The organism is Paenibacillus sp. FSL R7-0313 (assembly GCF_037969885.1).
Lineage (GTDB): Bacteria > Bacillota > Bacilli > Paenibacillales > Paenibacillaceae > Paenibacillus.
This window is the reverse complement of record NZ_CP150219.1, coordinates 5,225,132-5,251,321: the sequence shown is the minus strand read 5'-3', so window position 1 is coordinate 5,251,321 and position 26,190 is coordinate 5,225,132. Positions and strand designations below refer to the sequence as shown.

Genomic DNA, 26,190 nt, shown 5'->3' with positions numbered 1-26,190 from the left:
TTGAAAAATAATAGCATAAGTAGTGAAAGAGAAGGAATCGATTCTGAAGAAGCGATAGCGTTCGTATTTGTCTCCTAATTTTAACCTTTGAAATACGATGAAGAAAATTTGGAGACAACGACGATCTAAAGAACGATCCTTCGCTGTAACGGCCACTCAGCAGATTCCGAGTCATCTTAAAATTTGAAACAGGAGTGAACACAACCATGAGTCAATTTGAACAAACCTTTGAAAAGTCATTGGAACAATACGCAGAACTGGTTGTCAAAGTTGGCGTGAATATTCAAAAAGGACAGGATCTGCTCGTTACTGCTCCCATCGAAACACTTGAATTCACACGTCTCATTGTGCAAAAAGCCTATGCGGCTGGTGCAAACTATGTACAAGTGGACTTTGATGACGACAATATTACCCGCAGTCGTTTTGAACATGGCTCCAATGACAGCTTTGACTACTATCCAGCCTGGAAGGCGGATATGATGGAGAAGTTTGCAGAAGCAGGCGGTGCTACCCTGACGATCAAAGTTCCAGATCCTGAACTGTATAATGGAATTGACTCCGACAGCGTGTCCCGGGCAACCAAAGCGGCTGCTCAGGCACGTAAAGGGTACTCAAAATACACACGTAATCATGAAATTAGCTGGTGTCTGATCAAGGCACCGACCAAGGCTTGGGCGAACAAAGTGTTTGCCGACATCCCGGAAGAAGACCGAATCAACGTGATGTGGGAAACGATCTTCAAAATGAACCGTGTGGATGGCGGAGACGCTGTACAAAATTGGAGAGAACATCTGGATACCCTGAATACCATGAGTGATCTCCTGAACAAAAAGAACTATAAGAGTCTGCATTACCGTGCGCCAGGTACAGACCTGAAAATTGAATTGGTCCACAACCACATCTGGGGTGGCGGTGGTAGCGAAAATAAACAAGGTGTATACACGGTCGCGAATATGCCAACTGAAGAAGTATTCACCATGCCTAAGCGCAGTGGAGTGAATGGATATGTCAGCAGCACCATGCCTTTGAACCTGAATGGACAGCTGGTAGACCAGATGAGAATCACATTCAAGGATGGACAGGTTGTAGCGTTTACGGCAGCATCGGGTGAAGAGCATTTGAAGAATCTGTTTGCCACCGATGAAGGAGCACGTTATCTGGGTGAAGTGGCACTCGTACCACATGACTCCCCGATCTCCAACCTGAATCGCATTTTCTACAATACGGGTATTGATGAAAATGCATCCTGCCATTTGGCTGTGGGCAGTGCATATCCATTCAACATGAAAGATGGCACAACCATGTCGAACGAAGAGTTGCTGAAGCATGAGTGCAATGTGAGCTTGACCCACGTTGATTTCATGATCGGTTCCGCTGAACTGGATATCGATGGTGAGTTACAGGATGGTACAATCGAGCCGGTATTCCGTAAAGGCAACTGGGCATTTTAATATCTTAACAAGTCTTAACTAGCTAGTAGTAGCAATCGTTAACAAAAAAAGTGACTTCAATTTGAAGTCGCTTTTTTTGTTTCTTCATAACATGAATTACACAGGTCTTACAGGCACACATATCTCGCAATAATGCTGATTGAGCAGTGCCCAACGATATCGTTCTATAACCGGCTTGTTGTCCATCAGATAACCACTTGTTTGTAAATGAGGGATGATGATGTTCCATGTCTGCTGAATAGCTTCTGCCGTGTGTCTCACCTTACAGATGAGATAATCTCCACCTGATAGCTCGCCAATCTCAACAAACTCATCTTCCAGACGTTCAGATTCAGTGATAACAATACAGGCATCATATCTACATTTTTCGGGCGGTGTGGTAGTTGGGTCATCTTGGGGTATGCCTAGTAATGTTGCTGATTCATGAAGCAATTGGTTTTTGTCTGCCCATTGTTTCAGCGTATTCATCGCTTGAGCATTGGCTGGACCGTAAGGACCAACCTGTCGAACATAGGCGAGACGATATGACGGGAGGTTTTCGATATACATTTCCATGAAAATCTTCCTCTCTGTACGATTTCTCTTACATGTTGGATGCTAACATGGTATAAAAGAATTTGCTTAGGTAATTGTTGAATCCTGGCGACGAAACTCATAGAATAGTGATAATATCTTGGAAGACTGTTCCAATAGAGCAAAAAGAGAGGGGGAGGCGTTAGACATGGATATTACTTATGCCTTCACGGATGAACGTTTCAGGCAAGTTGTGTTGGATCGTTTTTGTGATCAGCGGGGGTTCATTCAGGAAAGTGACGTTCATGAGGTTGAGATATTACAACTTTCCAATCACAATATTAGCAATCTTGATGGAGTCGAGTATTTCAGGGATCTTCAAGAGCTGGATTGTGCCTATAATCAATTGGCCGGTCTGGATCTTACTCAGAATCACAAGCTGAGGACGTTACGTTGCAGAGAGAATCAGCTTCTTACACTGAATCTCCGCTCCAATTCGGAATTGCAGGTGCTGGATTGCAGTTTTAATCGACTTCGCAAATTGGATCTTTCTCATAATTCCAAACTTATAACGGTGGAGTGTCATTGGAATATGTTGTCGGAGCTGGTTTCAGAGCCCCTTGAGCAGTTGGAGGAACTTAGTTGCAGTTATAACGCTCTTTTCTCACTTGAACTTGAACACAATAAGCAACTGCGGCGACTTGATTGCGCCAACAATTACATGTTGGAACTTGATGTAAAAGGTTGTCCAAACTTGATTGAACTTCGTTGTAACCACAACCATATCAAACAGTTGGATTTTCGTTCAAATATGGTTTTGGAGAGTGTCCGTTGTTTTAATAACCATATTAGCAAGCTGGATATTCGCCATAACGTACAACTAAGAGAGTTATACTGTTCCGAGAACAAATTAACCAAGTTGGATTATAGCGCTAATCCCAAGCTGGAGAGACTGCAATATGCAGACAATCTGATTTTTGAATCCAATCATGAAGTTCCGGGTATGGGGGTGTTTCAGTATGACGTCTCGATGTCCAACTATCAGATGCGATTACTTATTCAGGATAAAGAACTGGTATTCACTGCGCAGGTTTCAACCAAGACAGAGATGGTAACATTGTCCCCATATATGGAAGAGACGTGGAAACGGTGGGACATGCTTGGTGAGCAGGCGCTTAAAACCATTGCCGAGGCTCATCCGGACGAGGATATCAATGCATTGATTTTGGCTGATGCAGAATTTCAGGGAGATCAATACCTTCGATTGGGTTATGATGCGGGGGATACACCTGCTGGTCGACTTTACATATATGCCGAGTTTGACGATGAATTTCACATGTTGGATACGTTGATCTATGAAACGTACTAAAGCCACGAGATCGTGGCTTTTTTGCTGTGTTATTGTGCTATATAAGTTGAACTAAAGATTATTTACACTGTCACTACGATGACAGAACAACCTTCCAATCGCTGTTATCCCCAGATTTTATTCGATTCCTTTTCTAAAGGGGAAAATCCCGGGATAAAGGCGAACGCTTCGCTTTTTCAGGTTTTTTCTGTCCTCTCCGTTATCGTGAAAATGTTAGTTCAACTTATATAAATTGTTATATTATATGTTATTCAGCGTGCATTTTGTTGAAGCTAACATATTCGTTAATCGGTTTACGGTAACCGCGTGGGCGCTGTTTGGCTTCCGACTTTTTGCCTATGGTGATCAGCATAACCGGTACATAATGGTTAGGGATTTCCAAACTCTTTTGCAGTTCTTCGGAGTCAAAGCCAATCATTGGACAAGTGTCCCATCCGCGATCCTGAGCGATCAGCATCAATTGCATGGCAGACAGGCTGGCATTGCGAATCGCATCCTCACGTTGGAAGAATCTGCCCCGAGATTCGTAAAATTCAGTGACACTTTGGGATTCCTGCTCGTATTGGAACGGAGTAAGAGCGCCAAGGTTCAGCAAGCCTTCGTTAATGGTGCGGATATGATGATGTGCGTTAACATCGCCCAAAACCACGATGACCGCAGAAGCTGTTTTTACTTTATATTGCTGGGAAGCTTCATAGACTTTCTCTTTCTGTTCCTCGTCTTTAATCACAAGATAGTGCGTGTGTTGCAGGTTAAAGGCAGATGGTGCAAATTTGTTCAGGGCAAACATCTCTTGTAGTTCCGAATCTGAAATTTCAATTCCTTCTTCAAAAATAACGGCCGATCTACGGTTTTTGACTAGATTCTCCAACTCACTCATGGTGGTTTCCCTCGCTTATGTATAATTTATAAACTGACTATAACACACTTAGTTACTTTATGTAAGTGTTATTTTAGAATAAGACAAGGATTGTCTGCCATACGCTAAAATAAAACACTAGAGGTGATTCATGAAAGCATTGATCGCAAGGTATATGGGAGGACATGACCCTCATGAATTTCGGGTATATGTGATCCAATCTTCGACGTTAAAACGTTTTGTAGTTGTGGAGATTATTCTAGGCCCTATCGTGTACAATGTCGCACTTTATTTGTGCCATAATGCAATACTTGCTGGCGTAGGCTCTTGGGCTGGAACAGAAGGCCTGAAGAGACTGCCACTGGTCTTTAGAAAAATCGTTGGGACATGATGAGGGGTGTAAATGAAAGATTGAAGCAGAAGAGGGCCAGTTGCGGCCCCATCTTCTCCTTCAGTCATGTTATCTATAGTCACGCTTCTTTTATCTAATCAAATAACTGTCTAAGTTTTGGGTTCATAACTGCCTTATTTGGCACGTTCCAAATACTGCTCCAGCGTAAGTTTCTGGTTGGTAATCTCACCAGCAATATATACTCCGACATAACGTACATGCCATGGCTCATAGGAGTAACCGGTCAATTTCTCCTGATCTTTGCCATAACGAATGATGAATCCGTACTTGTGGGCATTGGCTTTCAGCCATTTGCCTTCTTTGGTGTTGCCGAAGCTTTGCTGAAGATCATAACCAGCCGAAGCGCTGGAGATATCCATGGCTAGACCAGTCTGATGTTCGCTTTGTCCTGGCCGAGCACTTGTTTTATTGGCAACAGCTTCACCTTTGATGCTGGCATTACGGTCAAAGATCGATTTCTGAGTCGCATAAGAGCGATAGCCAGACACCGCTTTGATATCGATGCCGTCTTTTTTGGCAGCCGCAAATAATTTTTCAATCGCGGTTGCAGCCACTTTACGCATTTGTTTCTTCGGACTGGAGCCTGAGAAGCTAAAAGGAATATTAGGTACAACCAAATCTTGAGGTGCATAAGTTGAAGGCAGATTTCTCTTTTTATTGACTAGTACAACTGTACTGGACACATTGGTCACGGTTGCCACATTTTTGATGGTTTTGATCGTACGACCAGGTGCATTATCATGCAGAAATTGAGTAAAGCTAGAGCTTGCAGCAGACGCGACGGGATTCAGACTTGACGTGATAGGAAACGTAGTAAAGGCAGAACCTGCTACAACAGTGCCTACGAGAATTGTAGATATGATGGATTTACGAGTAAAAGGTTTCATGATGTGTGTTCCTCCTCGGAATATATGAATCTATATACCGAGTATACTAGAGGATTATATCCATAGGTTCTCCAATTGTTTCCGAGTTGTAAACAAAGTTTGCTATATAAGTTGAACCAAAAATATTTACACTGGACACTTCGATGACAGAACAACCTTCCGAGCGCTGTTATCCCCTGATTTTATGAATTCCCCTTAATAAGGGGAAAATCTTGGGATAGTTTGCTTACGAAGCAGCTTTCTTTCAGAAAGCTTTTTGGCGAACACTTCGTTTCTTCAGGTTCTTTCTGTCCTCTCCGTTTCGTGTAAATGTTTAGTTCATCTTTTATAGAGTCTTTTTTGCAACTCTGATAGAGGCATATAAGGAAAAGAACGTTAAAAAAGCCGTTGCATTAGATGCAACGGCTTTTGATGTGAAGAAAGATAATGCTAGATTACTTCAAGTAAGCTGGAGACTGTATTACAACATGCAGGCGTCAGATCCACCGGAGCTTCCCACAGTTACGGCACGCGTGTCACGAACACGAACATTGCCGCTGAGCACACCGGAATCACTGCTTAATTTGAAAGAAGGATAATTTTCTTCCGTATCCAGCTTCATGTGTTGTTCTAGGTTCAGCTGCTGCTTCGGATCAACATAGAACGGAACCAGATTGGTTTCAATCTGCGCGTCGAGAGCCGCAAGTTCATCAACAATGATAATAGCGATAACTCCGTTACATCCGCAACCTTCCAAGTCATAGATCACTTTGAAATATCCGGGTTGGTCATTCAGGCTTTCCGTCAATCGTTTTGCAGCCAAATCTGTAATTTGAATATACATATAGGTACACTCCTTTATATGTGGTCATGGTTGTAGGGGGTAAAAGGATTCATTCAGCTTCTATTCACATTATACCACTTTGTCAAAAATCAAAGTATTTATTTTCTTGACTGATCAGTCTGGAAAAGGTATTCTTTATTTAATGAATAGGGAGGTGAGGTCTGCAATTGGGAAGAGCCAAGGAGTTTGACACAGAGACCGTTCTAAGAAAAGCAACGTCTGTATTTGGAGCGTACGGTTATGAAGGTACATCTCTGAGCTTACTGTTGAGTGAACTTGGCATTGCACGGCAAAGCCTGTATGACACCTACGGAACTAAACATGATTTATTTGTCTCTGCTCTTAAATTCTATATTCAGCAGAAGACAGAGGCGGGGATCAAACTATTAAACGAATGCACAAGTGTGAGGCAAGGCGTGACAGAGTTGTTCAACGAAGCGGTTAACGTGTTGACCGACAACGAACGTCGTAATGAATGTTTCATCATTAATAGCGCGGTTGAACAGGCACCACAAAATCACGAAATCGCGGCCTTTATTCAAACCACTAACCAACAAATGGAAGATGTTTTTCATACTGCGCTGTTACGAGGCCAGAGGAGTGGCGAACTGAGGCACGCAGAGGAAGAATTACCCGGGCTTGCCCGTTTTCTGAATTATTCCCGACTCTCATTGACCTTTACGGCGAAAAGTGGTGCAAGCGCAGAAGCCCTGCGAGATTTTGTACAGATGACCCTAAGGGCTATGGATTAATGTTTTACATGATTTGAGCAATAATTTTTAATTTTGTTTTGAAAATGGACGCTTAGGGCGTTTGTTTTTTGACTATTATAGACCGATTGGTCTGGAAAACGCCAAACAAAACTGAAGGAGGAAGCAAGCATGATCAATGATAAAACGTTGACACTTATTACAGGGGCTAATGGGAAGACAGGAAGCCGTGTTGCGGCCATACTTCAAAAGCATCAATATCCGGTGCGTTTGGCTGGAAGAACGAAATCATCACTTTCTGGTTCTGCCGATAATTATGTCTATTTTGATTGGTATGATTCCGAGACATATGCACCGGCGCTGAAAAATGTGAATCAGGTGTACCTTGTTGTGCCAGCAATGGATATGAGCCCAGAAAACGCCATGATTCCATTCATCAAGGAAGCATTATGGAGCGGCATTAAGCGATTTGTCTTGCTTGGCAGTGCTTCGATCGATGAGAATGGTTCTATATTTGGCAAAGTACATCAGTATTTAAAAGCCCATGCTCCTGAGTGGTCTGTATTACAGCCTTCCTATTTTATGGAGAACTTTACGGAGGGACCGCATCGGGAGACAATAAAGCAACTCGGGAAAATATACAGTGCTACGGGTGAAGGGAAAATTGGATTTGTTAGTGCAGATGATATCGCGGCGGTGGCCTTCCATGCTCTGACAGATGTAGTTCCTCATAATACGGAGCATATTATTACAGGGCCGGAGTCGTTGTCCTATGGACAGGTTGCAGACGTCTTAAGCCGTGTACTGGGTCAGTCCATCCAGCATGAATCTTTGTCCGACGATGAATTGAGGAACAGCATGATTCGCGCAGGAATGTCAGAAGAATACGCTATTGCCCTCGCAGGACTGGATGTGCCTATCCGGGAGGAAGGGAGAGAAGATCAAACGACGGATACGGTGAAAAAATTAACGGGGAATAACCCGATTTCATTCGAGCAATTTATTCAGAATCATATGGAAGTATGGAAATAATGGAAGAAATATTTTCATAATATGAGAAGACGGTGCCTAGTGCCCGTCTTTTTGCATGTCTACCAGCATGTTGACATCGTTGATTTTAAATATGGATCTCTCCCTAATCAAGAACACCACGGAAAGCAGTGATTATACGAACACACTTTTGGGGAAATAGATGAAGATGAATGTTAGGGCGTGTCTGAGACACGCCCTAGATAAAGGGGCGAAGAGAGCGAATGATTCAGTTCGAAAATGTATCGAAACAATATCCTGATGGAACAACGGCTTTGCGTCAGGTTAATCTCAACATTAACAAGGGAGAACTGTTTGTCATGATTGGTCCGAGTGGATGTGGCAAAACCACCATGCTCAAAATGATCAATCGCCTGATTGAGCGAACAGATGGAAAAGTGCGCATTAATGAACGCCCAATCGATGAATACAACATTCACGAATTGCGCTGGAATATCGGATATGTACTGCAACAGATTGCACTATTCCCGCATATGACAATTGCCGAAAATATTGCGGTTGTTCCTGAACTGCGAAGATGGAAGTCAGATCAAATCAAGAAGCGTGTACATACGTTACTGGACATGGTGGGTTTGCACGGAGATACGTACAGTGAGCGTAAACCGTCCGAGTTATCTGGAGGACAACAGCAGAGAATTGGTGTGTTGCGTGCACTCGCTGCCGATCCCGAGATAGTGTTGATGGATGAACCGTTCAGTGCACTCGATCCAATGAGTCGGGAGAAATTGCAGGACGATATTCTGGATATCCAACGTCAGATGAAAAAAACAATTGTGTTTGTCACCCATGATATTCAGGAAGCGATGAAGCTGGGGGATCGCATCTGCATCATGAAGGATGGACAGGTTTTGCAGGTGGGTACCCCGGAAGAACTGATCCGACAGCCAGCTAATGATTTCGTACGTGAATTTGTTGGAAGTCCTAACGCCGATACGATTTCACAATCTGATTTTGATCTCGAATCCATCATGTCACCACTCTCACCGGGTCATGTGCCAAAATCAGCCAAAACCGCCGTCCCCGCATCCATTACGTTGACGGAGTTAGTTGATATCATGGCTTCCCATGACCATCTGCTGGTTGAACGTAACCGCCAGATTATTGGCGAGATCAGTCGAGTTGATCTGATGAAATACTGGTCTGGTCAGTTACAGGAACGAGGTGAAGGACATGAGTAGATTCACGGAGGTGTTCAGTGAGCGCAAAGGTCAGTTGTTGTCTGCTCTGCTGGAACATATTCAGATCTCATTTATCGCATTGTTCTTTGCTGTCCTCATCGCTATTCCGCTAGGTATATACCTGACACGCAAACCAAGAGTGGCTGAACCCATTATCGGGGTTACGGCTGTGTTGCAGACGATACCTTCCTTGGCGCTTCTCGGATTGCTCATCCCGTTATTCGGTATAGGCACACTTCCTGCAATTATTGCATTGGTGGTGTATGCGTTGCTTCCCGTACTTCGCAACACATATACAGGCATATCCGAAGTTGATCCTTCCATGGTGGAAGCAGCTAATGCGATGGGCATGAATAGTTGGCAACGTCTAATCAAAGTGGAACTGCCACTGGCGATGCCTGTCATTATGGCCGGAATTCGGACCGCGATGGTCCTGATTGTAGGAACGGCGACACTTGCTGCTTTGATTGGCGCAGGAGGTTTGGGTGCATTAATTTTGCTGGGCATTGATCGGAACGATACGGCACTGATCATCCTTGGAGCCATTCCGGCCGCATTGCTGGCTATTTTATTTGATGTACTATTGCGTCAGTTCCAGCGGTTATCCTTCAAGAAAACACTGGTCACCCTTGGTTCGCTCGCAATAATCGCGATACTTGTAATCACAATTCCCTTCTTGGCACGTGGAGGGCAGAAGGATCTCGTGATTGCTGGCAAACTGGGAGCTGAACCCGAAATTCTCATTAATATGTACAAATTGCTAATCGAAAAAGATACAGACCTGACCGTTGAACTAAAACCCGGATTAGGCAAAACGCCATTCCTTTTCAATGCACTCAACTCAGGTGATATCGACATCTATCCCGAATTCACCGGGACAGCGATCTCCGAATTCATGAAGGAAACGGCAGTGAGTACCGATCGGACAGAGGTGTACGAACAGGCAAGAGATGGAATGCTGAGCCAGTTCAACATGGTGCTGCTGAACCCTATGGATTACAACAATACGTATACGTTGGCCGTTCCAAAGAGCATCGCAGATCAATACAATCTCAAGACCATTTCGGATCTCAAACCGGTGGAACAGCAGATGAAGGCAGGATTTACCCTGGAATTCTCGGATCGGGAAGACGGTTACCTAGGCATTCAGAAGAAGTATGGAATTGAATTTCCGAACGTTGCGACAATGGAACCGAAGCTTCGCTATGGTGCTGTTCAACGTGGCGATATCAATCTCGTAGATGCCTACTCCACAGATAGTGAGTTGAGACAATATGAACTTGTTGTGCTGGAGGATGATCAGGAGTTATTCCCACCGTATCAAGGCGCGCCGATGCTTCGTCAAGAAACGGCAGATCAATATCCACAACTGGTTGAGGTGCTGAATCAGCTTGCTGGCAAAATTACGGATGACGAGATGCGTCAGATGAACTATGACGTGAACGTGGATGGAGCGAATCCCGAGCAGGTGGCTAGGGAGTACCTTAAACAGGCGGGGTTGCTTTAACGTTGTGTATCCCAACAATAGATGTAACAAAAGGAAGAGGAGGAACCATGATGACAGAAGAAACGTATGACTTGATTGCAATTGGAACAGGAAGCGCGGCAAGCTCTGTAATCACCCGTTGCGCTGAAGCTGGCTGGAAAATCGCTGTAATTGATGAACGTGAGTTCGGCGGAACGTGTGCACTGCGTGGCTGTGATCCGAAGAAAGTGCTGGCTGGAGCGGCGGAGCTGATTGACTGGAATGAACGGATGCAAGGGAAAGGAATTAAGGGACAGGCAACCATCAACTGGTCTGAACTTATGGCCTTTAAACGTACCTTTACCGAGAGCATACCTAGAGCAAGCGAGGATAAATTCAAACAGGCCGGAATGGATACGTTCCATGGTAAAGCTTTATTTGTCGATGAAGACCATATTCAAGTGGGAGAAGAAGTGCTCCATGGCAAACACATCCTGATTGCTACTGGTGCAAGACCTGCGCCACTTGAGATTGAGGGCTCAGAGCATCTTATATATAGTGATGACTTTCTGGATCTGGAACAGCTGCCGGATCGATTAGTTTTGGTAGGCGGTGGATACATTGCATTTGAGTTTGCGCATATTGCGGCCAGAGCCGGGACGGAAGTCCACATCCTGCATCGGAGTGAACAGCCTCTGAAATCGTTTGATGCGGAGCTGGTAGAATCTTTGTTGCAAAGATCAAAAGAGATCGGCATCCATGTTCACTTGAACGCGGAGGTGAAGTCCATACGGCAAGAGGGGAACTCATATGTCGTTCATGGCACACGCAATGGTGCAGATCACCAGTGGCAGTGTGGACTTGTCGTTCATGGAGCTGGGCGTATTCCTAATGTGGATGGGCTGGAATTGGAGAAAGCCAACGTCAGCTACAGCAAAAAGGGTATTACGGTGAACGAGTACTTGCAAAGCGAAAGCAATCCACGAGTATATGCTGCTGGTGATGTAACCGATACAAAAGGGTTGCCCTTGACCCCGTTAGCAGGTCAGGAATCCCGGGCTGTATCGTTCAATTTGTTGGAGGGAAATCAACACAAACCTAATTATAAAGTGATGCCTTCCATTGTGTTTACTGTCCCTGCCCTTGGAGCTGTAGGTATGAGCACGGAACAAGCCAAGAAAGAGGGCTACGAGGTGCAGGTAAATGATATGTCGAAATGGTATACTTACAAGCGAACTCATGAAAAATTTGCCATGGCCAAAGTGGTGATCGACAAATCAACCGGACGTATTCTGGGTGCGCATGTGCTCGGGAGCAAAACAGAAGAATTGATTAACCTTTTTGCAATGGCGATTCAGTTCAATCTGACTATCGATCAGTTAAACACCATGAATTTTGCATATCCTACTGCTGCATCGGACCTGGGTTCTTTAATTTAGAAGTGATGATGAACTCCCCTTTGGGACGGAAGGAAGGATGAAAACAACGATGTCATCGGATTTTATTGGGCTTCATGAAGGCAAGTGGACTAAGGAACCCGTTGCTGCACGGATGGACGGGGATCGTTTCGTTGTGGAAGCTCGGGAAGGCAGTGACTTCTGGGAGAACACATTCTACGGGTTCTGTCATCGGGATGGACATGCCATGCTTGCTCCATGGGACGGAACGGAAGCGATTGAGGTATCGTTTGATCTAAGCTCATTCACCGAATTATATGATCAGGCGGGACTAATGTTATGGTACGGAGAAGACCAATGGATCAAGGCCGGAGTTGAGGTCAATGATGGCGTGGCACATGTTGGAGCCGTCGTGACGGATACGTATTCGGATTGGTCACTATCTCCTGTGCCAGAGTGGGGGGGACGAATCGTAACAATCAGAGCCTCCTACAGTAATGAGGCTGTTGTCATTCGTGCTCGCACAGATGAGCATCCTTGGCGTACGATTCGGGTTGCACGGTTTGCCTATCCAACGAACAAACACGCAGGTCCATTTTTGTGTTCACCGAAGCGTGCAGGCTTCGAGGTAGCCTTTACCAAGTGGAGATCCACGACACCCGATCAAGACTTGCATACAGATCCGCCGATTACGGATTAAAAAAAGTTAAGATGCACGATAAACCATGAAACATGAACAGGTGTATCTGGCTTAGAAAGCAAGACAACACGAATAAGCAAGTCTTCCATTCATGGAGGACTTGCTTATTTTTGTGTTTAAACTTTGGACCATGAAGAGTACTCCAGGTACTCATTTCATCATTCACCGGGGTCAGTGAGTTCTTTTCGCACATACAACAGAGTGCTTGCGAACTTTACTTGAGTTTAACGTTTATTTACTCGTGTCCGTATCCACGGACTGGGGTTCGGTCTCTTTTTCACCCTCATCATCATTGGACTTACTGAACTCAAGCATACGCTCCTCGTAATCATCCAGGAACCATAACGGGTCCATGCTGTCTTCCTCACCGTTATAATTGATCACGATTTCTTCGCCAGCTTTGATGTCTGTATACGCGTAGAAGTCAAAGGTGTGGTTATCAAAATTGATATCATAAGTAGCGTTAGGTTCATAGGAGTGGTTAATCAGACTGCCGTAACCGAGCAGAATCGCGGTATGATTCGCCCCATATTCGAACACGTAATCTTCCAAAATCGTTTTTTCGACATGCTCATGGTCTTCATTTGGGTAAGGCACAACGGGTGCCTGATGGATAAGCGTTCCCTTGGCAATATCTACGGTAGCAAATACCCCGCGGTTAAACTCACCACCATCACCCAACTTGGATTGTTTCACTTCAATCATATTGTTCACCTGATGCTCTTCGAAGAGCTCCGTTCTATATAGTAGTAATTCGTTAAGGCAAAATTTTAACCCATACTTTCATATAAGGCAAATTTCAGACAAAAAGGTGCAATATTTTTGAATATGGCGTTGAGTTGTGCAGGATATAACGCTTATAATATACAAAGAATTAAGTCTATATAGAAAAGGTGTCATGAATGAGCATATTAAATGTAGAAAAATTAAGTCACGGTTTTGGTGACCGTGCTATCTTTAACGACGTTTCATTCCGCCTCTTGAAGGGCGAACATATTGGTCTGATCGGGGCTAATGGTGAAGGTAAATCCACCTTCATGAACATTATTACAGGAAAACTTCAGCCGGATGAAGGCAAGGTGGAGTGGTCCAAACGGATGCGTGTTGGTTATCTGGACCAGCATGCTGTATTAAACAAAGGCCAATCGATCCGTGACGTACTTCGCGGCGCGTTCCAGTATTTGTTTGACATGGAACAGGAAATGAATGATATGTATGGCAAAATGGGCGATGTTACCCCGGAGGAACTCGAACAACTTCTTGAAGATGTGGGTACGATTCAGGATACACTGACAAACCAGGATTTCTACATGATCGATGCCAAAGTGGATGAAACCGCACGTGGTCTGGGTCTGACGGATATCGGTCTGGATAAAGACGTCAATGACCTGAGTGGTGGACAGCGTACCAAAGTACTGCTTGCTAAGCTGCTGCTGGAAAAACCCGATATTTTGCTCCTCGATGAGCCTACGAACTATTTGGATGAATTGCATATCGAATGGCTGAAACGTTATTTGCAGGAATATGAGAATGCATTTATCCTCATTTCTCACGATATTCCGTTCCTGAACAGTGTAATCAACTTGATCTATCACATGGAGAACCAGAATCTAACTCGTTATGTGGGCGATTATGATCATTTCCAGGAAGTGCATGAGATGAGAAAACAGCAGCTGGAGTCGGCTTACAAGCGCCAACAACAAGAGATTGCTGACCTCAAGGATTTTGTAGCGCGGAATAAAGCAAGTGTTGCTACACGTAATATGGCGATGTCCAGACAGAAGAAACTCGACAAGATGGATGTCATCGAGATCGCCAAGGAGAAACCGAAACCGCAGTTCAATTTCCGTGATGCAAGGACATCCGGCAAGCTCATTTTTGAAACCAAAGGTCTTGTAATTGGATACAACGAACCGTTATCCAGACCACTGGATCTGCGTATGGAGCGCGGACAGAAAATCGCCCTTGTTGGTGCGAACGGAATCGGTAAAACAACCCTGATGCGCAGTATTCTGGGTGAAATTCAGGCTCTGGAAGGAACCGTTCAACGCGGTGAACATCTGGAGATTGGTTACTTCCAGCAAGAGATGAAGGATGCCAACTACAATACGTGTATTGAAGAGATCTGGCAGGAGTTCCCTTCCTATACCCAATTCGAGGTGCGTGCTGCACTTGCAAAATGTGGTTTGACTACAAAACACATTGAGAGCAAGGTAGCTGTACTAAGTGGTGGCGAGAAAGCCAAAGTGCGTCTCTGTAAGCTGATCAATAATGAAACCAACCTGCTTGTACTCGATGAGCCGACGAACCATCTGGACGTTGATGCCAAGGAAGAGTTGAAACGTGCGCTCAAGGCTTACAAAGGCAGTATTCTTCTGATCTCCCATGAACCGGAATTCTACCGTGATGTAGTTACGGAGACTTGGAACTGTGAGTCGTGGACCACGAAAGTATTCTAATTAGAGGTTGTTCAAAAAGTCCGCTTTTGATTACGAATCACGTGCGAGCTTGCGAACAAGCTCGAAGGGTGAGAAAAGGCGCGAATTTTGCTTGCAAAACAGGCAGAACTCGCGCTTTTTTTGCGTGGTTTTAACGAAAAATGTTTGAGCCCAATTCACAGTTGACAGCTTGAATAAGGCAATAATATAATTCAGGAAAGCGATTACATTTATATACTAAAAACCTGTTTCACTGCATAGGGGCAAAGAAAACACGGTATTCCGTATGGGTATCATTGCACTTAGAAGGGAAGACGGGTCTTTTTTTGCACTTCAATGAAACCGGTTTCATTAAAATAAGGAGGTGGACAAACGCTCGTTACTGACCACTGGTTGCTGAGGATAGGCTGAACAACAACACCGCGTATTCAAGAACCATGCTTTCATCTTTCACGTCAAAGGAGAGAATGAACATTGGATAAACTCAGGAAACCCATGATATTTATGTTATCTGCAACACTTGCGCTGTCTTCCGGACCGTTGTTGCTGCCGAGTAAGGCGTATGCCGATCTGAACAGTATACCCGCCACGTTGCTGCAGGAAGATTTTTCGGATGGGGATTACACGGAATCACCTGCGTGGAACGTAAGCTCAGGCAACTGGGAAGTGATTTCTGACCCGACAGATGCGTCCAACTCCACGCTTTTCCAGAGCGATACTAATGAAGGCATCATTTCTACTGGAGACTCCATGTCGGACATGACCGTGTCCATGCGCTTTTACACGGAAGCCGGTCAGGGGTATCCGGGAATATTGCCGCGGTTTCAGGATAAGAGCAACTTTTACTATTTTCAAATGCAGGTTCCCAATAATAAACTCGTTTTCTCCAAAAGGGTGAACGGAACAGATACTACTTTGAAAACGGTGGATTATGCGTTTGCCAAAAATACATGGTACACACTTAAAGTGGTGTTATCAGGTACCAACATTCGCGGATATATCGCAGAAAACGGCTCCGATCGGTTAGTATTTGATCTGGTCGATACTACATACGGGTCAGGTACCGTGGGTATTCGGAATAAGTGGCAGTCGGTACATGCAGATGACGTGATCATTGCCGAGCAACCGCCTGGGAACGATATTCAGCTCTCCATTGCGGATCAGACGGCGTCTTCGGTTTCACTGCAATGGTCTGAAATCGTAGGTGCATCAGCCTATCGCCTGTACCGTTCCTCTACGCCTGAAGGCGGTTATTCTCTGGTAACCAGTACCGGATCTTTGGAACATACGGATGTAGGGTTAAGCGGGGATACGGTGTATTATTACAAGCTCGCTTATGAATACGGAGGCCTAACCGAATCATTATGGACTGCTCCGCTGGAAGTTCGGACGACTGCGTCGGCACCACAGGCTCCTGGAGAATTAAAGGCCGAAGCACTTAATGCCACAAGGGTGAAGCTATCTTGGTCCGCCGTGGACAAGTCAACGGGTTATCGCGTGGTTCGGGCCGAAGCTGGCAGTGACCAGTATGAGCAGATTTATGAAGGGAAGGGGCTTACTTATACAGACCAGGAGCTTGAGCCCGGCGCTAGCTACAGCTATCGTGTGACGGCCTTTAATGCAGCTGGTGAGTCAGCATTCTCCGTTGCAGAAGCTACTACCTACTCCATTGACTCTCCTGCAGAGTTTGCTGCCACAGCTGTGACGGATACTTCAATCTCTCTGGGGTGGAATGCCTTTGCTGGATCTGATGTAACGTATACGCTCTCCAGGTCTACCAGTGCTACGGGTACGTATCAGCAGGTCTATAGCGGCAATGAAAGCACGTTTAACGATAGTGGTCTGACGATGGGCACAGGATATTTTTACATCATTCAGGCGACCGTGGACGGCGTAACTTCTCCAGCATCCACACCGCTGGGTGTTGGCACAGTTCGCACAAGCATTACACCAGGGCAATTGTGGCCAGATCTGGACGGGAAGCCGATTGATGCGCATGGGGCTGGCTTTTTCTATGATGAACAGACGGAGACCTATTACTGGTATGGCGAATATCATAAGGGCGGCTGGCCAGCTGTTGGTGTGCGTGTGTATTCTTCCAAGGATCTGATGAACTGGACTGACGAGGGCATGGCTCTGACGACGCTTCAATCGATGGATGATTTTAACAATGACCCACTGATTTCCGAATTGTATGCAGGACGCGAAGACAAGGTGGATATCTGGGCAGATATTCGCAAAGGGCGGATCATTGAACGACCAAAGGTCATATACAACGACAAAACGAAGAAATACGTGATGTGGGCCCACATGGATGGCGACAAGGACCCTTATAACGATAATGCGAACTACGGTAAGGCGAGAGCCGGTTATGCGATCAGTGACTCTCCAACTGGACCTTTTGTGTATCAGAAGAGTTACCGGATGGACAGAGCCCCGGAAGGGGAGAAAGATTACTTTCCAAGCGACCGGGGTATGGCACGTGACATGACGTTGTTTAAGGATGATGACGGCACCGGTTATCTGATCTACTCCAGTGAGGAAAACCTGACGCTCTATATCTCCAAACTGAATGAAGACTACAGTGACGTAACAGGGTGGCATAAGGAAGGACGAACGGATGACAAAGGCAATCCGGTACGAGATTCTACCTATCAGGCGGAATACGGCGTAGATTACGTGCGTGTGTTCCCGGGAGGGCAACGCGAAGCACCGGCGATGTTTAAGTATCAGGGGAAATATTATATTTTGACTTCCGGAGCTTCTGGCTGGGCCCCTAACGAAAACAAAGTGACGGTTGCAGACAACATCTTTGGCCCATGGTCAACGCAGACCAATCCGTTCGTGCGTACGTTGCCGAGTGATCCCGATCCAGGCAAGGCATTTGGCACACAGACCACTTCCGTCATTCCGGTCGATCCGGAAAAAGGCAAATTCATTTACGTGGGGGATACGTGGAATGGTGGCAACTTCTCGAATGATGCTGCAAAATACGTGTTCTTGCCAATTGAGTTTGGAATAGGCTCGGATATCGCGATCAAGTGGTATAACAGCTGGACACCTGATCTGCTGAATTCGATGGGAAAGGTAGATATTGCTGATCCGTTGCCAGAAGCCGTGGCGCTAGGCAAAGTACCATCCCTGCCAACAACATTGAATGTGCGCGAGGGTGGAGCACTGGTATCAACGCCAGCAGTATGGACGATTGATAACCGGGCCATGACGGCAGAAGATTTTGCTAAGCCAGGACCGCTTCCGTTGCAGGTAACGACACCGGAATATAACAACAAAAAGCAGGCGGTTCGTGTAAACGTCATTCCAGAGAATGCACTATATTTTGTGAATAGCGGAGGTTACGAAACGGCTGATTACAATCTCATGGGTGCCTATATGAAAGGAACACTTGCCAACCCGGGAACGGCGGACCAGATGTACGCTCCGGCAGAGGGTCGCAATTGGGGGTATACCAGCGCAGATGCACTGTCATCCGGTTCAAATGGCGGAGATATATTCTCGACCGTACGTTATTTGAACGGTGGCAATGTCAGCAATTCACCTAAAGGCACGGACTTAACCTATAGATTTGATGTGCCAAACGGGACATACGATGTGTACGCCGGATTCAACGATCCGTGGACCAATACATCGCGCAGAGCAAATTTCATCATCAATGGCACCAATACCGGTGCAGTTACTTTTACCCCTGCCAGTGTTAGAGCCCACAAAGGCATCAGCGTGTCGGACAACAAGCTGGAGTTGACCGTGCGTAATACGGCATCGCAGGACCCGATGATTAGCTGGATTATGATCGTTAAACCTGACGCCGTGCCACCTGCAAATGATAGTTCTGGCCTTCATGCTGAGACGTTCGATTCAGCGAGCGCAACGCTTCAGTGGGATGCTCAACTTGGTGCAGCAAGCTACAAGCTCTACCGCTCAGATCGTGAGCAAGGTGAGTACAAGGTGGTCTATAGCGGCAATGGACGGGAGTACACGGACAGTGAACTGAACCCCGGCACGGAATATTATTACAAAGTGGAAGCTTTTGATGCGACGGGGCAATCCGTGAGAGGTGTATCTTCCGCTTATCAGGTGCACACGGCTCAGCAGAGCGCTGCCGATGTAGCAACAGGGATTACGGCACTGGAACAGCCTTCCGCAGGTGCAAAAAAACTGAAGTTACCATCCGTGCCACAAGGGTTCACGGTGAAGATCGCTTCCAGTTCGGTACCGTCCGTCATTCAAACCGATGGAACGATTATCCCACCATCTAAGGAAACAACAGTAACATTGGAGTTGGAAATTACTCGAGCTTCTGACGACAGCAGAGCCTTGTCTGTACCGTTGACGGTGAAGGTGCTCGCATCTGTTCCTTCCCCTGGAGGTACGGACCCTGGTTCGGGCGGTAATCCAGGCGGCAATTCCGGTGGGAATTCAGGAAATGGTTCTGGTTCAGGCAACCATGGCGGACAATCAGGAAGTGGAAGTCCAAGTGCAGAGAATGCTGCACCACAGCCTAAACCTGAGAAAGACCGTTCAGTTCTGGAGTTGCGGGGACAGTCTGACCAGAAGGGTGTAGTGCAGTCCAACGTGGATGTTTCAACGATTAAAGAGGCTTTTCAAGGTGCACCCTCAACAGATGCGGGTCAGCGCTTGGTTGAACTTCGGCTGAAGCCGGTTTCGGGAGCAACGGCATATGAAGTATCTCTGCCTGCCTCTGCGTTAATAGATAAGGGTGAGTCACATGTGTTCAACATTGTTACAGAGCTGGGGATGTTGGAGCTTCCTGCGACACTGTTAACGAAGGATGTCGTTCGTGATGGGGTTGCATCAATCCGATTGGTCAGAACGGAGTTACCAAAAACAGTCGCAGATCAGCTTGGCACGCAATATGGAGTCCAGCTTGAACTTCAACTGGATGGTCAACCATGGCCATCGGAAAGCCAGTTAATACTTCGTCTGCCATTCCAATCATCACAAAATGCTCAGCAGGATCGGATTGTAGCATTTGCCATTGGTGCGAACGATGTGGCAACACCATTGCCGCAAAGTTACTACGATCAAAAAAGCGGGCAGCTTGTATTTTCCGTAACATCACTCACAGGAAATTATGCTGTTGTGCCTGTGGAGCAGACATTCGCAGATCTTGCAGAAGTGCAGTGGGCCAAGAAAGCAATGGAGGCTTTGGCTGTCCGAGGTGTAATTGATGCTGAGGCAAGTGGGGATTCCACGCAGTTACATCCAAAACAGGAGATGACCCGTGGCCAATACATGCAGTGGTTGATGACTGCGCTGGGCTTGAATGCTTCTTCCGGGAATGCGTTCTCTGATGTAAACGAAAAGGCTCCATATTACGAAGCCGTTACAGCTGCGCGTTCGCTAGGTATCACCAGTGGTACCGGTGACGGGCGCTTTTTGCCAGAGTCGACGATCACTCGTCAAGAGATGATGACATTGACAGTTCGTGCACTTGCAGCGGCTGGACTGGTTGACTCCGAGAAGGCTGGAACAGATAACCTTACTCGTTTCCGTGATGCTTCCGAGATTCGCTCTTATGCCCGGGATAGTGTAGCATTACTTGTGGATCTGGGCATCGCCCACGGGTACAACGGTGAGGTGAAACCACTTGCCGAAGCAACCCGAGCCGAATCGGCTACGTTGTTATATGCGATGATGAGCAAACTGGTATGGAATAAATGATGATACATCAGAATCGCAGCGTGTGAAAAAGAAGGCTTACTTTGACCTGGAACCCAGGTTGGAGTAAGCCTTCTTCATTGTACGCCAGCCATGGGCGAAAAGTCAGTTACTCAACGAACGAGTAACCTCCTATCGTTTTGCAGTTGTTATCTGTAATTTCTACGAATGTTTTCTGTAATTTCTGCGAATTGTTAATTGTAATGTTTGCCGATTTGATATGCTTGCTCCAGCAAGCTTTCGATATGCTCTTTGGATTCTGAAATGGTTTCATAGAGGAATTCAACTCGGGATTCCTGCATTCTCGCATAGCCTGCGATCCCATTATTCAGATAATTGGAAATCATGTTGTAATAGTCGTATTTATGGAACGAAGCCTCTGTCCCCCCAGCTAGTGCAATCCACAGTGCCTTTTTGGAGTTTGCCTTGTTCAGCAGCCCCATGTTCCATACCTTGTCCAGATAAGCTTTGAGCATGGAGGGTACGTTGTACCACCAGATCGGGAAAACAAATACAATAGCATCAGCCGCAAGCACACGATCCAGCTCTTTGCGAATCACAGGGGCATGCTGTTTATCGGGATTTTGCCAGTCTCGCTCATCTTCTACACGATATAGGGGATCGAATCCGTCATGATACAGATCGAGGATATCGATTTCATGGGAATTCTCCTGCATACCTTCTATAAAACGATTCATCACGGCAAATGTTAGGGAATCCTGTCTTGGGTGAGTAACGACCAGTTTAACTTTCATGTAGGAGTAACCATCCTTTTTTCTTTTTATTTTGGTTAAACATTCTGACCAATGTTATTATAAGTTTCATGACATCTTCTTGAGAAGTACGCACCTGAGAGTGCTGTAGATACTTTGGGGTTCTTCGGTTACTTTTAATAACGGGTATACATATATGTGAATTATGGGGGAGTACAAGTGGAACAAGAAATGAAAAAATATGAGAGTGGTGTGCAGGCGATGCTGGAACTGGTCGGTGGAAAATGGAGGATTCTTATTCTGCATCAGCTGATATCAGGTAAAAAACGAACAAGCGAACTTCGCAGAGCCATTCCTGGCATTACCCAGAAGGTCCTAACCCAACAGCTGCGTGAACTGGAAAAGAATGAAATCATCCATCGGATCATTCATCCTCAGATTCCGCCCAAGGTAGAGTATGAGCTGACAGAGTACGGCTTGACACTACAGGACATCATTGACCGCATATGTCTGTGGGGAGAGAATCACTTGGACAGAGTATACGGAGATAAAAGCAGAGTCCTAGGAGATCATTTTAGTGACTATATTCCACTTTCAACTTCAACTTGAGCTGGCCGCCAAATTAAAAATAAAACAAAACCGTCCTTAATTTGAAAAGGAGGGTTTTTGTTGTTTTTTGTCCTTTATCAGCGAAACTGATAAATGCTATAAAATCATTGAAATTGACCCTCAACACCCGGTGTGTTAGGTTTTAGAGAGAAGAAATTAAATTAATGTGATGATTTTAGTCGGAATTAAAATCGAAGCAATGCGCGAGGTGGCAAACAGTGGAACTTCAAGTGACAAACAGCCCATTTAATCAAGAACAAGTTGAACTGCTTAATCGTCTTATTCCTACATTGACCGATGGACAACGCACTTGGTTGAGCGGATATATTGCAGCAATTCAGGCAAGCGCAACAATAGCGGCTCCAGCTAACCTGGTACAGGCTGCACCAACTACAGGTGTTGCACCTGTCAGTGCTCCGCCCGTATCCCGTGAAGTTACCGTGCTCTTCGGTTCACAAACCGGGAATTCCAGCGGCCTATCGAAGAAGCTGGCCAAGAAACTTGAAGAGCAGGGTCTTCAGGTAACGTTGTCATCGATGGGAGATTTCAAACCGAACGGACTCAAGAAAATTGAAAATCTCCTCATCATCGTCAGTACGCATGGCGAGGGCGAACCACCGGATAATGCGATTCCATTGCATGAATTCCTGAACAGCAAACGGGCTCCGAAGCTTGAAGGGCTTCGTTACTCGGTGTTGGCTCTAGGAGATACCTCCTATGAGTTCTTTTGTCAGACAGGTAAGGACTTCGATAAACGATTGCAGGAATTGGGTGGTACAGCTCTTGTACCGCGTGTGGACTGTGATGTTGATTTTGATGAACCGGCTGCGGAGTGGATGAATGAAGTACTGGCTTCCTTAAGCAGTACATCTGCTGCTGCGAGCACGGTAACCACTGAGGCTGTTACAGCTGCGGTGAGCGGCGGGGAGTCCGAATATGATCGCACGAACCCATTCAAGGCTGAAGTGTTGGAGAATCTCAATCTGAATGGCAGAGGATCGGACCGTGAAACACGCCATATTGAGTTGTCTTTGGAAGGCTCCAGCCTGGATTACGAGCCTGGTGACAGCCTTGGGGTATTCCCTGAGAATCACCCGCGCCTTGTTGATGAATTGATTGCAGCCATGGGATGGAATGCCGATGAACGCGTGACCGTAAATAAAAACGGGAATCAGGCATCTGTGCACGAAGCGTTGCTGCGTTATTTTGAAATTACAGCGGTGACGAAACCGGTGGTAGAACAACTTGCGAAACTGAATCCTGGGAGTGGACTGACGGCGTTACTTGCAGATGATTCTCAATTCCGTACAGTCATGAATAGCTGTGATCTGCTTGATCTGGTTCAGGATTATAATCTGAAAGGTATTCCTGCTGCAGAGTTCGTAGCTGTTCTTCGCAAAATTCCGGCACGTCTGTATTCGATAGCGAGTAGTTCGAAGTCTTTCCCGGATGAAGTTCATCTTACCGTTCGTACGGTACGTTATGAAGCGCGTGGCAGAGAACGTTACGGTGTATGCTCGGTACATCTGGCTGAACGAATCGAAGCTGGGGACACCCTGCCTGTATATATACAGCATAACCCGAATTTCAAGCTTCCTGAGAATCCGGATACACCGATTATCATGGTTGGCCCAGGTACAGGTGTAGCGCCGTTCAGATCTTTCCTTGGTGAGCGTGAAGAAACAGGAGCAGAGGGCAAGACCTGGCTGTTCTACGGAGATCAGCATTTCTCCACCGATTTCTTGTACCAGACGGAATGGCAACGTTGGCTCAAAGATGGTGTACTCACGAAGATGGATGTAGCCTTCTCACGTGATACGGAACAGAAAGTGTATGTACAACATCGTATGCTGGAACACAGCAAAGAACTGTACCAATGGCTTCAGGAAGGTGCAAGCGTATATATCTGTGGCGACGAGAAAAAAATGGCACATGATGTGCATGCTGCGCTCACCACGATTCTTGAACAAGAAGGCGGTTTATCGCCTGAGCAGGCATCGGAATATCTGACACGGTTGCAGCAGGAGAAACGTTATCAGCGGGACGTCTATTAATAACCGGCTCAGCCGGATTGCACCATCCCGCAGAGACGAGAGGAGAAAGCAGCATGGTTTATAATAACTTACTTAACCCACAGCGCACGAATAGTGATGTGGAAGATATAAAGATCAAAAGTGATTACTTGCGCGGAAGTCTGACCGAAACGTTGGCCGATCGTATCACGGGGGCTATTCCAGAGGACGACAACCGTCTGATGAAACACCACGGCAGTTATATGCAGGATGACCGTGACCTGCGCAATGAGCGTCACAAATCCAAGCTGGAGCCTGCATACCAATTCATGTTGCGTGTGCGTGCTTCCGGTGGGATTGTAACTCCAGAGCAGTGGTTGATGATGGACAGAGTGGCACATAAATATGCAAATGAGACGATTCGTCTGACCACACGTCAGTCTTTCCAACTGCATGGTGTACTGAAGTGGGATCTTAAGAACACCATTCGCGAAGTGAACGATTCGTTGCTAAGCACACTGGCTGCATGTGGTGACGTAAACCGTAACGTGATGTGTAACCCGAATCCGAATCAATCTGATGTGCATGCTGAAGTGTATGAGTGGGCATGTCAGGTGAGCAATCATCTGGACCCTCGTACGCGGGCTTATCATGAGCTATGGCTGGACGGCGAGAAAGTCATTGATTCTCAGGACTCCGACGAAGAAGTTGAACCAATCTATGGCAAAGTGTATTTGCCACGGAAGTTCAAGATCGGAATTGCTGTACCGCCTTCCAATGATGTGGATGTCTATTCACAGGATCTTGGCTTTATTGCTATTGTGGAGAACGGTAAGCTGCAAGGCTTCAACGTTTCCGTTGGCGGTGGCATGGGGATGTCTCATGGTGACGCCAAAACTTATCCTCAGGTGTCCAAAGTCATTGGTTTCTGTACGCCGGAGCAAATGATTGATGTTGCAGAGAAAACAGTTATGATTCAACGTGACTATGGAGATCGTGCAGTTCGTAAACATGCTCGTTTCAAATATACGCTGGATGATCGTGGTGTGGAGTGGTTTGTCGAAGAGCTGACCACCCGTCTGGGATGGAAACTGGATGCGGCACGTCCGTATCATTTCGAGACAAACGGAGATCGATATGGTTGGGTAAAAGGTAATAATGGTAGATGGCACTACACGCTGTTCATTCAGAATGGCCGGGTAAAAGATGTAGACGGCTATCCGCTCATGACGGGTCTACGTGAAATTGCCAAAGTGCATACGGGTGATTTCCGTCTGACTGCCAATCAAAATCTGATCATCGGTAATATCAGCAGCCAGAAGAAGAAAAAGATTGAAGCACTTATTCAGCAGTATAACCTGACTGATGGAGCACATTACTCTGCCCTGCGCAGAAGTTCTATGGCTTGTGTTGCGCTTCCAACCTGCGGTCTTGCGATGGCTGAGTCCGAACGTTACTTGCCGTCCCTGATCGATAAACTGGAGCCTGTACTTGACGAAGCCGGGCTGAGAGACGAAGAGATTGTCATTCGGATGACGGGTTGCCCGAACGGATGTGCAAGACCAATGCTGGCGGAGATTTCATTTATCGGTAAAGCACCAGGGAAATACAATATGTATCTTGGTGGCAGCTTCACCGGACATCGTCTGAATAAGCTGTACAAAGAAAACATTGGGGAAGCCGAGATTCTGGACACGTTGACTCCAATGGTGAACCAATATGCCAAAGAGCGCTATGAAGGTGAACATTTCGGAGACTTTGTCATTCGTGCAGGCTATGTTCCTGAAGTGTTGGATGGTCGACAATTCCACGCTTAATTGACCGGGTCAGATGAACGAAGTTAGGACAGATTTAGGGACGGAAGCATTCCTTATGGGATGCTTCTTGTTTGTTATATATGGAGTGAA

20 protein-coding genes are annotated in these 26,190 nt (G+C 46.1%); 14 read left to right on the top strand and 6 right to left on the bottom strand.

Going from position 1 to position 26,190, the window contains the following annotated elements; all coding sequences use genetic code 11:
• The first annotated feature begins 206 nt into the window (after positions 1–206).
• The gene (locus NSQ38_RS22670) at positions 207–1,451 is read left to right on the top strand and encodes an aminopeptidase (RefSeq protein WP_145147292.1); all 1,245 of its coding nucleotides are present in this window, start codon (positions 207–209) and stop codon (positions 1,449–1,451) included.
• 96 nt (positions 1,452–1,547) lie between these two features.
• Here the strand turns inward: NSQ38_RS22670 and NSQ38_RS22665 are convergent, their stop codons facing one another.
• Complete coding sequence (locus NSQ38_RS22665) at positions 1,548–2,006, bottom strand: GyrI-like domain-containing protein (RefSeq protein WP_133384551.1); 459 nt, start codon at positions 2,004–2,006, stop codon at positions 1,548–1,550.
• A gap of 166 nt (positions 2,007–2,172) precedes the next feature.
• On the opposite strand from NSQ38_RS22665, the gene NSQ38_RS22660 reads away from it, so the two are divergent.
• Positions 2,173–3,333 carry a leucine-rich repeat domain-containing protein gene (locus tag NSQ38_RS22660; RefSeq protein WP_339784135.1) on the top strand — a complete coding sequence of 387 codons (1,161 nt, stop codon included), beginning with the start codon at positions 2,173–2,175 and terminating at the stop codon, positions 3,331–3,333.
• A gap of 247 nt (positions 3,334–3,580) precedes the next feature.
• On the opposite strand, the gene NSQ38_RS22655 is transcribed toward NSQ38_RS22660, so the two are convergent.
• Positions 3,581–4,213 (bottom strand): nitroreductase family protein, encoded by a 633-nt coding sequence (locus NSQ38_RS22655; RefSeq protein ID WP_339784134.1) that lies wholly within the window; start codon positions 4,211–4,213, stop codon positions 3,581–3,583.
• Positions 4,214–4,343: 130 nt separating this feature from the next.
• On the opposite strand from NSQ38_RS22655, the gene NSQ38_RS22650 reads away from it, so the two are divergent.
• Complete coding sequence (locus NSQ38_RS22650; RefSeq protein WP_017688780.1) at positions 4,344–4,583, top strand: hypothetical protein; 240 nt, start codon at positions 4,344–4,346, stop codon at positions 4,581–4,583.
• 134 nt (positions 4,584–4,717) lie between these two features.
• Here the strand turns inward: NSQ38_RS22650 and NSQ38_RS22645 are convergent, their stop codons facing one another.
• A complete protein-coding gene (locus tag NSQ38_RS22645) occupies positions 4,718–5,491 on the bottom strand; it encodes a M15 family metallopeptidase (RefSeq protein ID WP_339784133.1) in 774 nt (257 codons plus the stop codon).
• Positions 5,492–5,951: 460 nt separating this feature from the next.
• Positions 5,952–6,314, bottom strand: a complete 363-nt coding sequence (locus NSQ38_RS22640; RefSeq protein ID WP_338594318.1) for an iron-sulfur cluster biosynthesis family protein — start codon at positions 6,312–6,314, stop codon at positions 5,952–5,954.
• A gap of 167 nt (positions 6,315–6,481) precedes the next feature.
• On the opposite strand from NSQ38_RS22640, the gene NSQ38_RS22635 reads away from it, so the two are divergent.
• From NSQ38_RS22635 to NSQ38_RS22610, 6 genes are all read left to right on the top strand, one after another.
• Positions 6,482–7,066, top strand: coding sequence for a TetR/AcrR family transcriptional regulator (locus tag NSQ38_RS22635; protein WP_076327883.1), 585 nt, complete (start codon positions 6,482–6,484; stop codon positions 7,064–7,066).
• A 129-nt stretch (positions 7,067–7,195) separates the two neighbouring features.
• Positions 7,196–8,056: an ergot alkaloid biosynthesis protein gene (locus tag NSQ38_RS22630; RefSeq protein WP_339784132.1), complete on the top strand. Its 861-nt coding sequence runs from the start codon at positions 7,196–7,198 to the stop codon at positions 8,054–8,056.
• Between the two features lie 221 nt (positions 8,057–8,277).
• Positions 8,278–9,252 carry an ABC transporter ATP-binding protein gene (locus NSQ38_RS22625; protein ID WP_339784131.1) on the top strand — a complete coding sequence of 325 codons (975 nt, stop codon included), beginning with the start codon at positions 8,278–8,280 and terminating at the stop codon, positions 9,250–9,252.
• Positions 9,245–10,759 carry an osmoprotectant update ABC transporter permease/substrate-binding subunit OpuFB gene (opuFB, locus tag NSQ38_RS22620; protein ID WP_339784130.1) on the top strand — a complete coding sequence of 505 codons (1,515 nt, stop codon included), beginning with the start codon at positions 9,245–9,247 and terminating at the stop codon, positions 10,757–10,759. Before NSQ38_RS22625 ends, opuFB begins: the two co-directional genes overlap by 8 nt.
• Before the next feature lie 50 nt (positions 10,760–10,809).
• On the top strand, positions 10,810–12,156 hold the full coding sequence (locus NSQ38_RS22615; protein ID WP_339790656.1) for an NAD(P)/FAD-dependent oxidoreductase: 1,347 nt from the start codon (positions 10,810–10,812) through the stop codon (positions 12,154–12,156).
• Positions 12,157–12,193: 37 nt separating this feature from the next.
• Complete coding sequence (locus tag NSQ38_RS22610; protein WP_235200736.1) at positions 12,194–12,814, top strand: DUF1349 domain-containing protein; 621 nt, start codon at positions 12,194–12,196, stop codon at positions 12,812–12,814.
• A 231-nt stretch (positions 12,815–13,045) separates the two neighbouring features.
• Here the strand turns inward: NSQ38_RS22610 and NSQ38_RS22605 are convergent, their stop codons facing one another.
• Positions 13,046–13,519, bottom strand: coding sequence for an SET domain-containing protein (locus NSQ38_RS22605; protein ID WP_339784129.1), 474 nt, complete (start codon positions 13,517–13,519; stop codon positions 13,046–13,048).
• 197 nt (positions 13,520–13,716) lie between these two features.
• On the opposite strand from NSQ38_RS22605, the gene NSQ38_RS22600 reads away from it, so the two are divergent.
• Both NSQ38_RS22600 and NSQ38_RS22595 read left to right on the top strand, forming a co-directional pair.
• Complete coding sequence (locus NSQ38_RS22600) at positions 13,717–15,273, top strand: ABC-F family ATP-binding cassette domain-containing protein (protein ID WP_017688769.1); 1,557 nt, start codon at positions 13,717–13,719, stop codon at positions 15,271–15,273.
• A gap of 474 nt (positions 15,274–15,747) precedes the next feature.
• Positions 15,748–20,952 carry an S-layer homology domain-containing protein gene (locus NSQ38_RS22595; protein WP_339784128.1) on the top strand — a complete coding sequence of 1,735 codons (5,205 nt, stop codon included), beginning with the start codon at positions 15,748–15,750 and terminating at the stop codon, positions 20,950–20,952.
• Between the two features lie 191 nt (positions 20,953–21,143).
• On the opposite strand, the gene NSQ38_RS22590 is transcribed toward NSQ38_RS22595, so the two are convergent.
• Positions 21,144–21,704 (bottom strand): NAD(P)H oxidoreductase, encoded by a 561-nt coding sequence (locus NSQ38_RS22590; protein ID WP_036670680.1) that lies wholly within the window; start codon positions 21,702–21,704, stop codon positions 21,144–21,146.
• Positions 21,705–21,881: 177 nt separating this feature from the next.
• On the opposite strand from NSQ38_RS22590, the gene NSQ38_RS22585 reads away from it, so the two are divergent.
• The 3 genes from NSQ38_RS22585 (at position 21,882) to cysI (ending at position 26,100) form a co-directional block, all read left to right on the top strand.
• The gene (locus NSQ38_RS22585) at positions 21,882–22,271 is read left to right on the top strand and encodes a winged helix-turn-helix transcriptional regulator (RefSeq protein WP_280523071.1); all 390 of its coding nucleotides are present in this window, start codon (positions 21,882–21,884) and stop codon (positions 22,269–22,271) included.
• 218 nt (positions 22,272–22,489) lie between these two features.
• Entirely contained in the window at positions 22,490–24,325 is a 1,836-nt protein-coding gene (locus NSQ38_RS22580; RefSeq protein WP_339784127.1) for an assimilatory sulfite reductase (NADPH) flavoprotein subunit, read from the top strand.
• Positions 24,326–24,378: 53 nt separating this feature from the next.
• Positions 24,379–26,100 (top strand): assimilatory sulfite reductase (NADPH) hemoprotein subunit, encoded by a 1,722-nt coding sequence (gene cysI, locus NSQ38_RS22575; RefSeq protein ID WP_338594332.1) that lies wholly within the window; start codon positions 24,379–24,381, stop codon positions 26,098–26,100.
• The last annotated feature ends 90 nt before the right edge of the window (positions 26,101–26,190 follow it).

Coding starts and splice junctions, on each gene's coding strand:
- NSQ38_RS22670 (WP_145147292.1), top strand. CDS start 207: ATGAGTCAATTTGAACAAACCTTTGAAAAGTCATTGGAACAATACGCA.
- NSQ38_RS22665 (WP_133384551.1), bottom strand. CDS start 2,006: ATGGAAATGTATATCGAAAACCTCCCGTCATATCGTCTCGCCTATGTT.
- NSQ38_RS22660 (WP_339784135.1), top strand. CDS start 2,173: ATGGATATTACTTATGCCTTCACGGATGAACGTTTCAGGCAAGTTGTG.
- NSQ38_RS22655 (WP_339784134.1), bottom strand. CDS start 4,213: ATGAGTGAGTTGGAGAATCTAGTCAAAAACCGTAGATCGGCCGTTATT.
- NSQ38_RS22650 (WP_017688780.1), top strand. CDS start 4,344: ATGAAAGCATTGATCGCAAGGTATATGGGAGGACATGACCCTCATGAA.
- NSQ38_RS22645 (WP_339784133.1), bottom strand. CDS start 5,491: ATGAAACCTTTTACTCGTAAATCCATCATATCTACAATTCTCGTAGGC.
- NSQ38_RS22640 (WP_338594318.1), bottom strand. CDS start 6,314: ATGTATATTCAAATTACAGATTTGGCTGCAAAACGATTGACGGAAAGC.
- NSQ38_RS22630 (WP_339784132.1), top strand. CDS start 7,196: ATGATCAATGATAAAACGTTGACACTTATTACAGGGGCTAATGGGAAG.
- NSQ38_RS22625 (WP_339784131.1), top strand. CDS start 8,278: ATGATTCAGTTCGAAAATGTATCGAAACAATATCCTGATGGAACAACG.
- opuFB (WP_339784130.1), top strand. CDS start 9,245: ATGAGTAGATTCACGGAGGTGTTCAGTGAGCGCAAAGGTCAGTTGTTG.
- NSQ38_RS22615 (WP_339790656.1), top strand. CDS start 10,810: ATGACAGAAGAAACGTATGACTTGATTGCAATTGGAACAGGAAGCGCG.
- NSQ38_RS22610 (WP_235200736.1), top strand. CDS start 12,194: ATGAAAACAACGATGTCATCGGATTTTATTGGGCTTCATGAAGGCAAG.
- NSQ38_RS22605 (WP_339784129.1), bottom strand. CDS start 13,519: ATGATTGAAGTGAAACAATCCAAGTTGGGTGATGGTGGTGAGTTTAAC.
- NSQ38_RS22600 (WP_017688769.1), top strand. CDS start 13,717: ATGAGCATATTAAATGTAGAAAAATTAAGTCACGGTTTTGGTGACCGT.
- NSQ38_RS22595 (WP_339784128.1), top strand. CDS start 15,748: ATGATATTTATGTTATCTGCAACACTTGCGCTGTCTTCCGGACCGTTG.
- NSQ38_RS22590 (WP_036670680.1), bottom strand. CDS start 21,704: ATGAAAGTTAAACTGGTCGTTACTCACCCAAGACAGGATTCCCTAACA.
- cysI (WP_338594332.1), top strand. CDS start 24,379: ATGGTTTATAATAACTTACTTAACCCACAGCGCACGAATAGTGATGTG.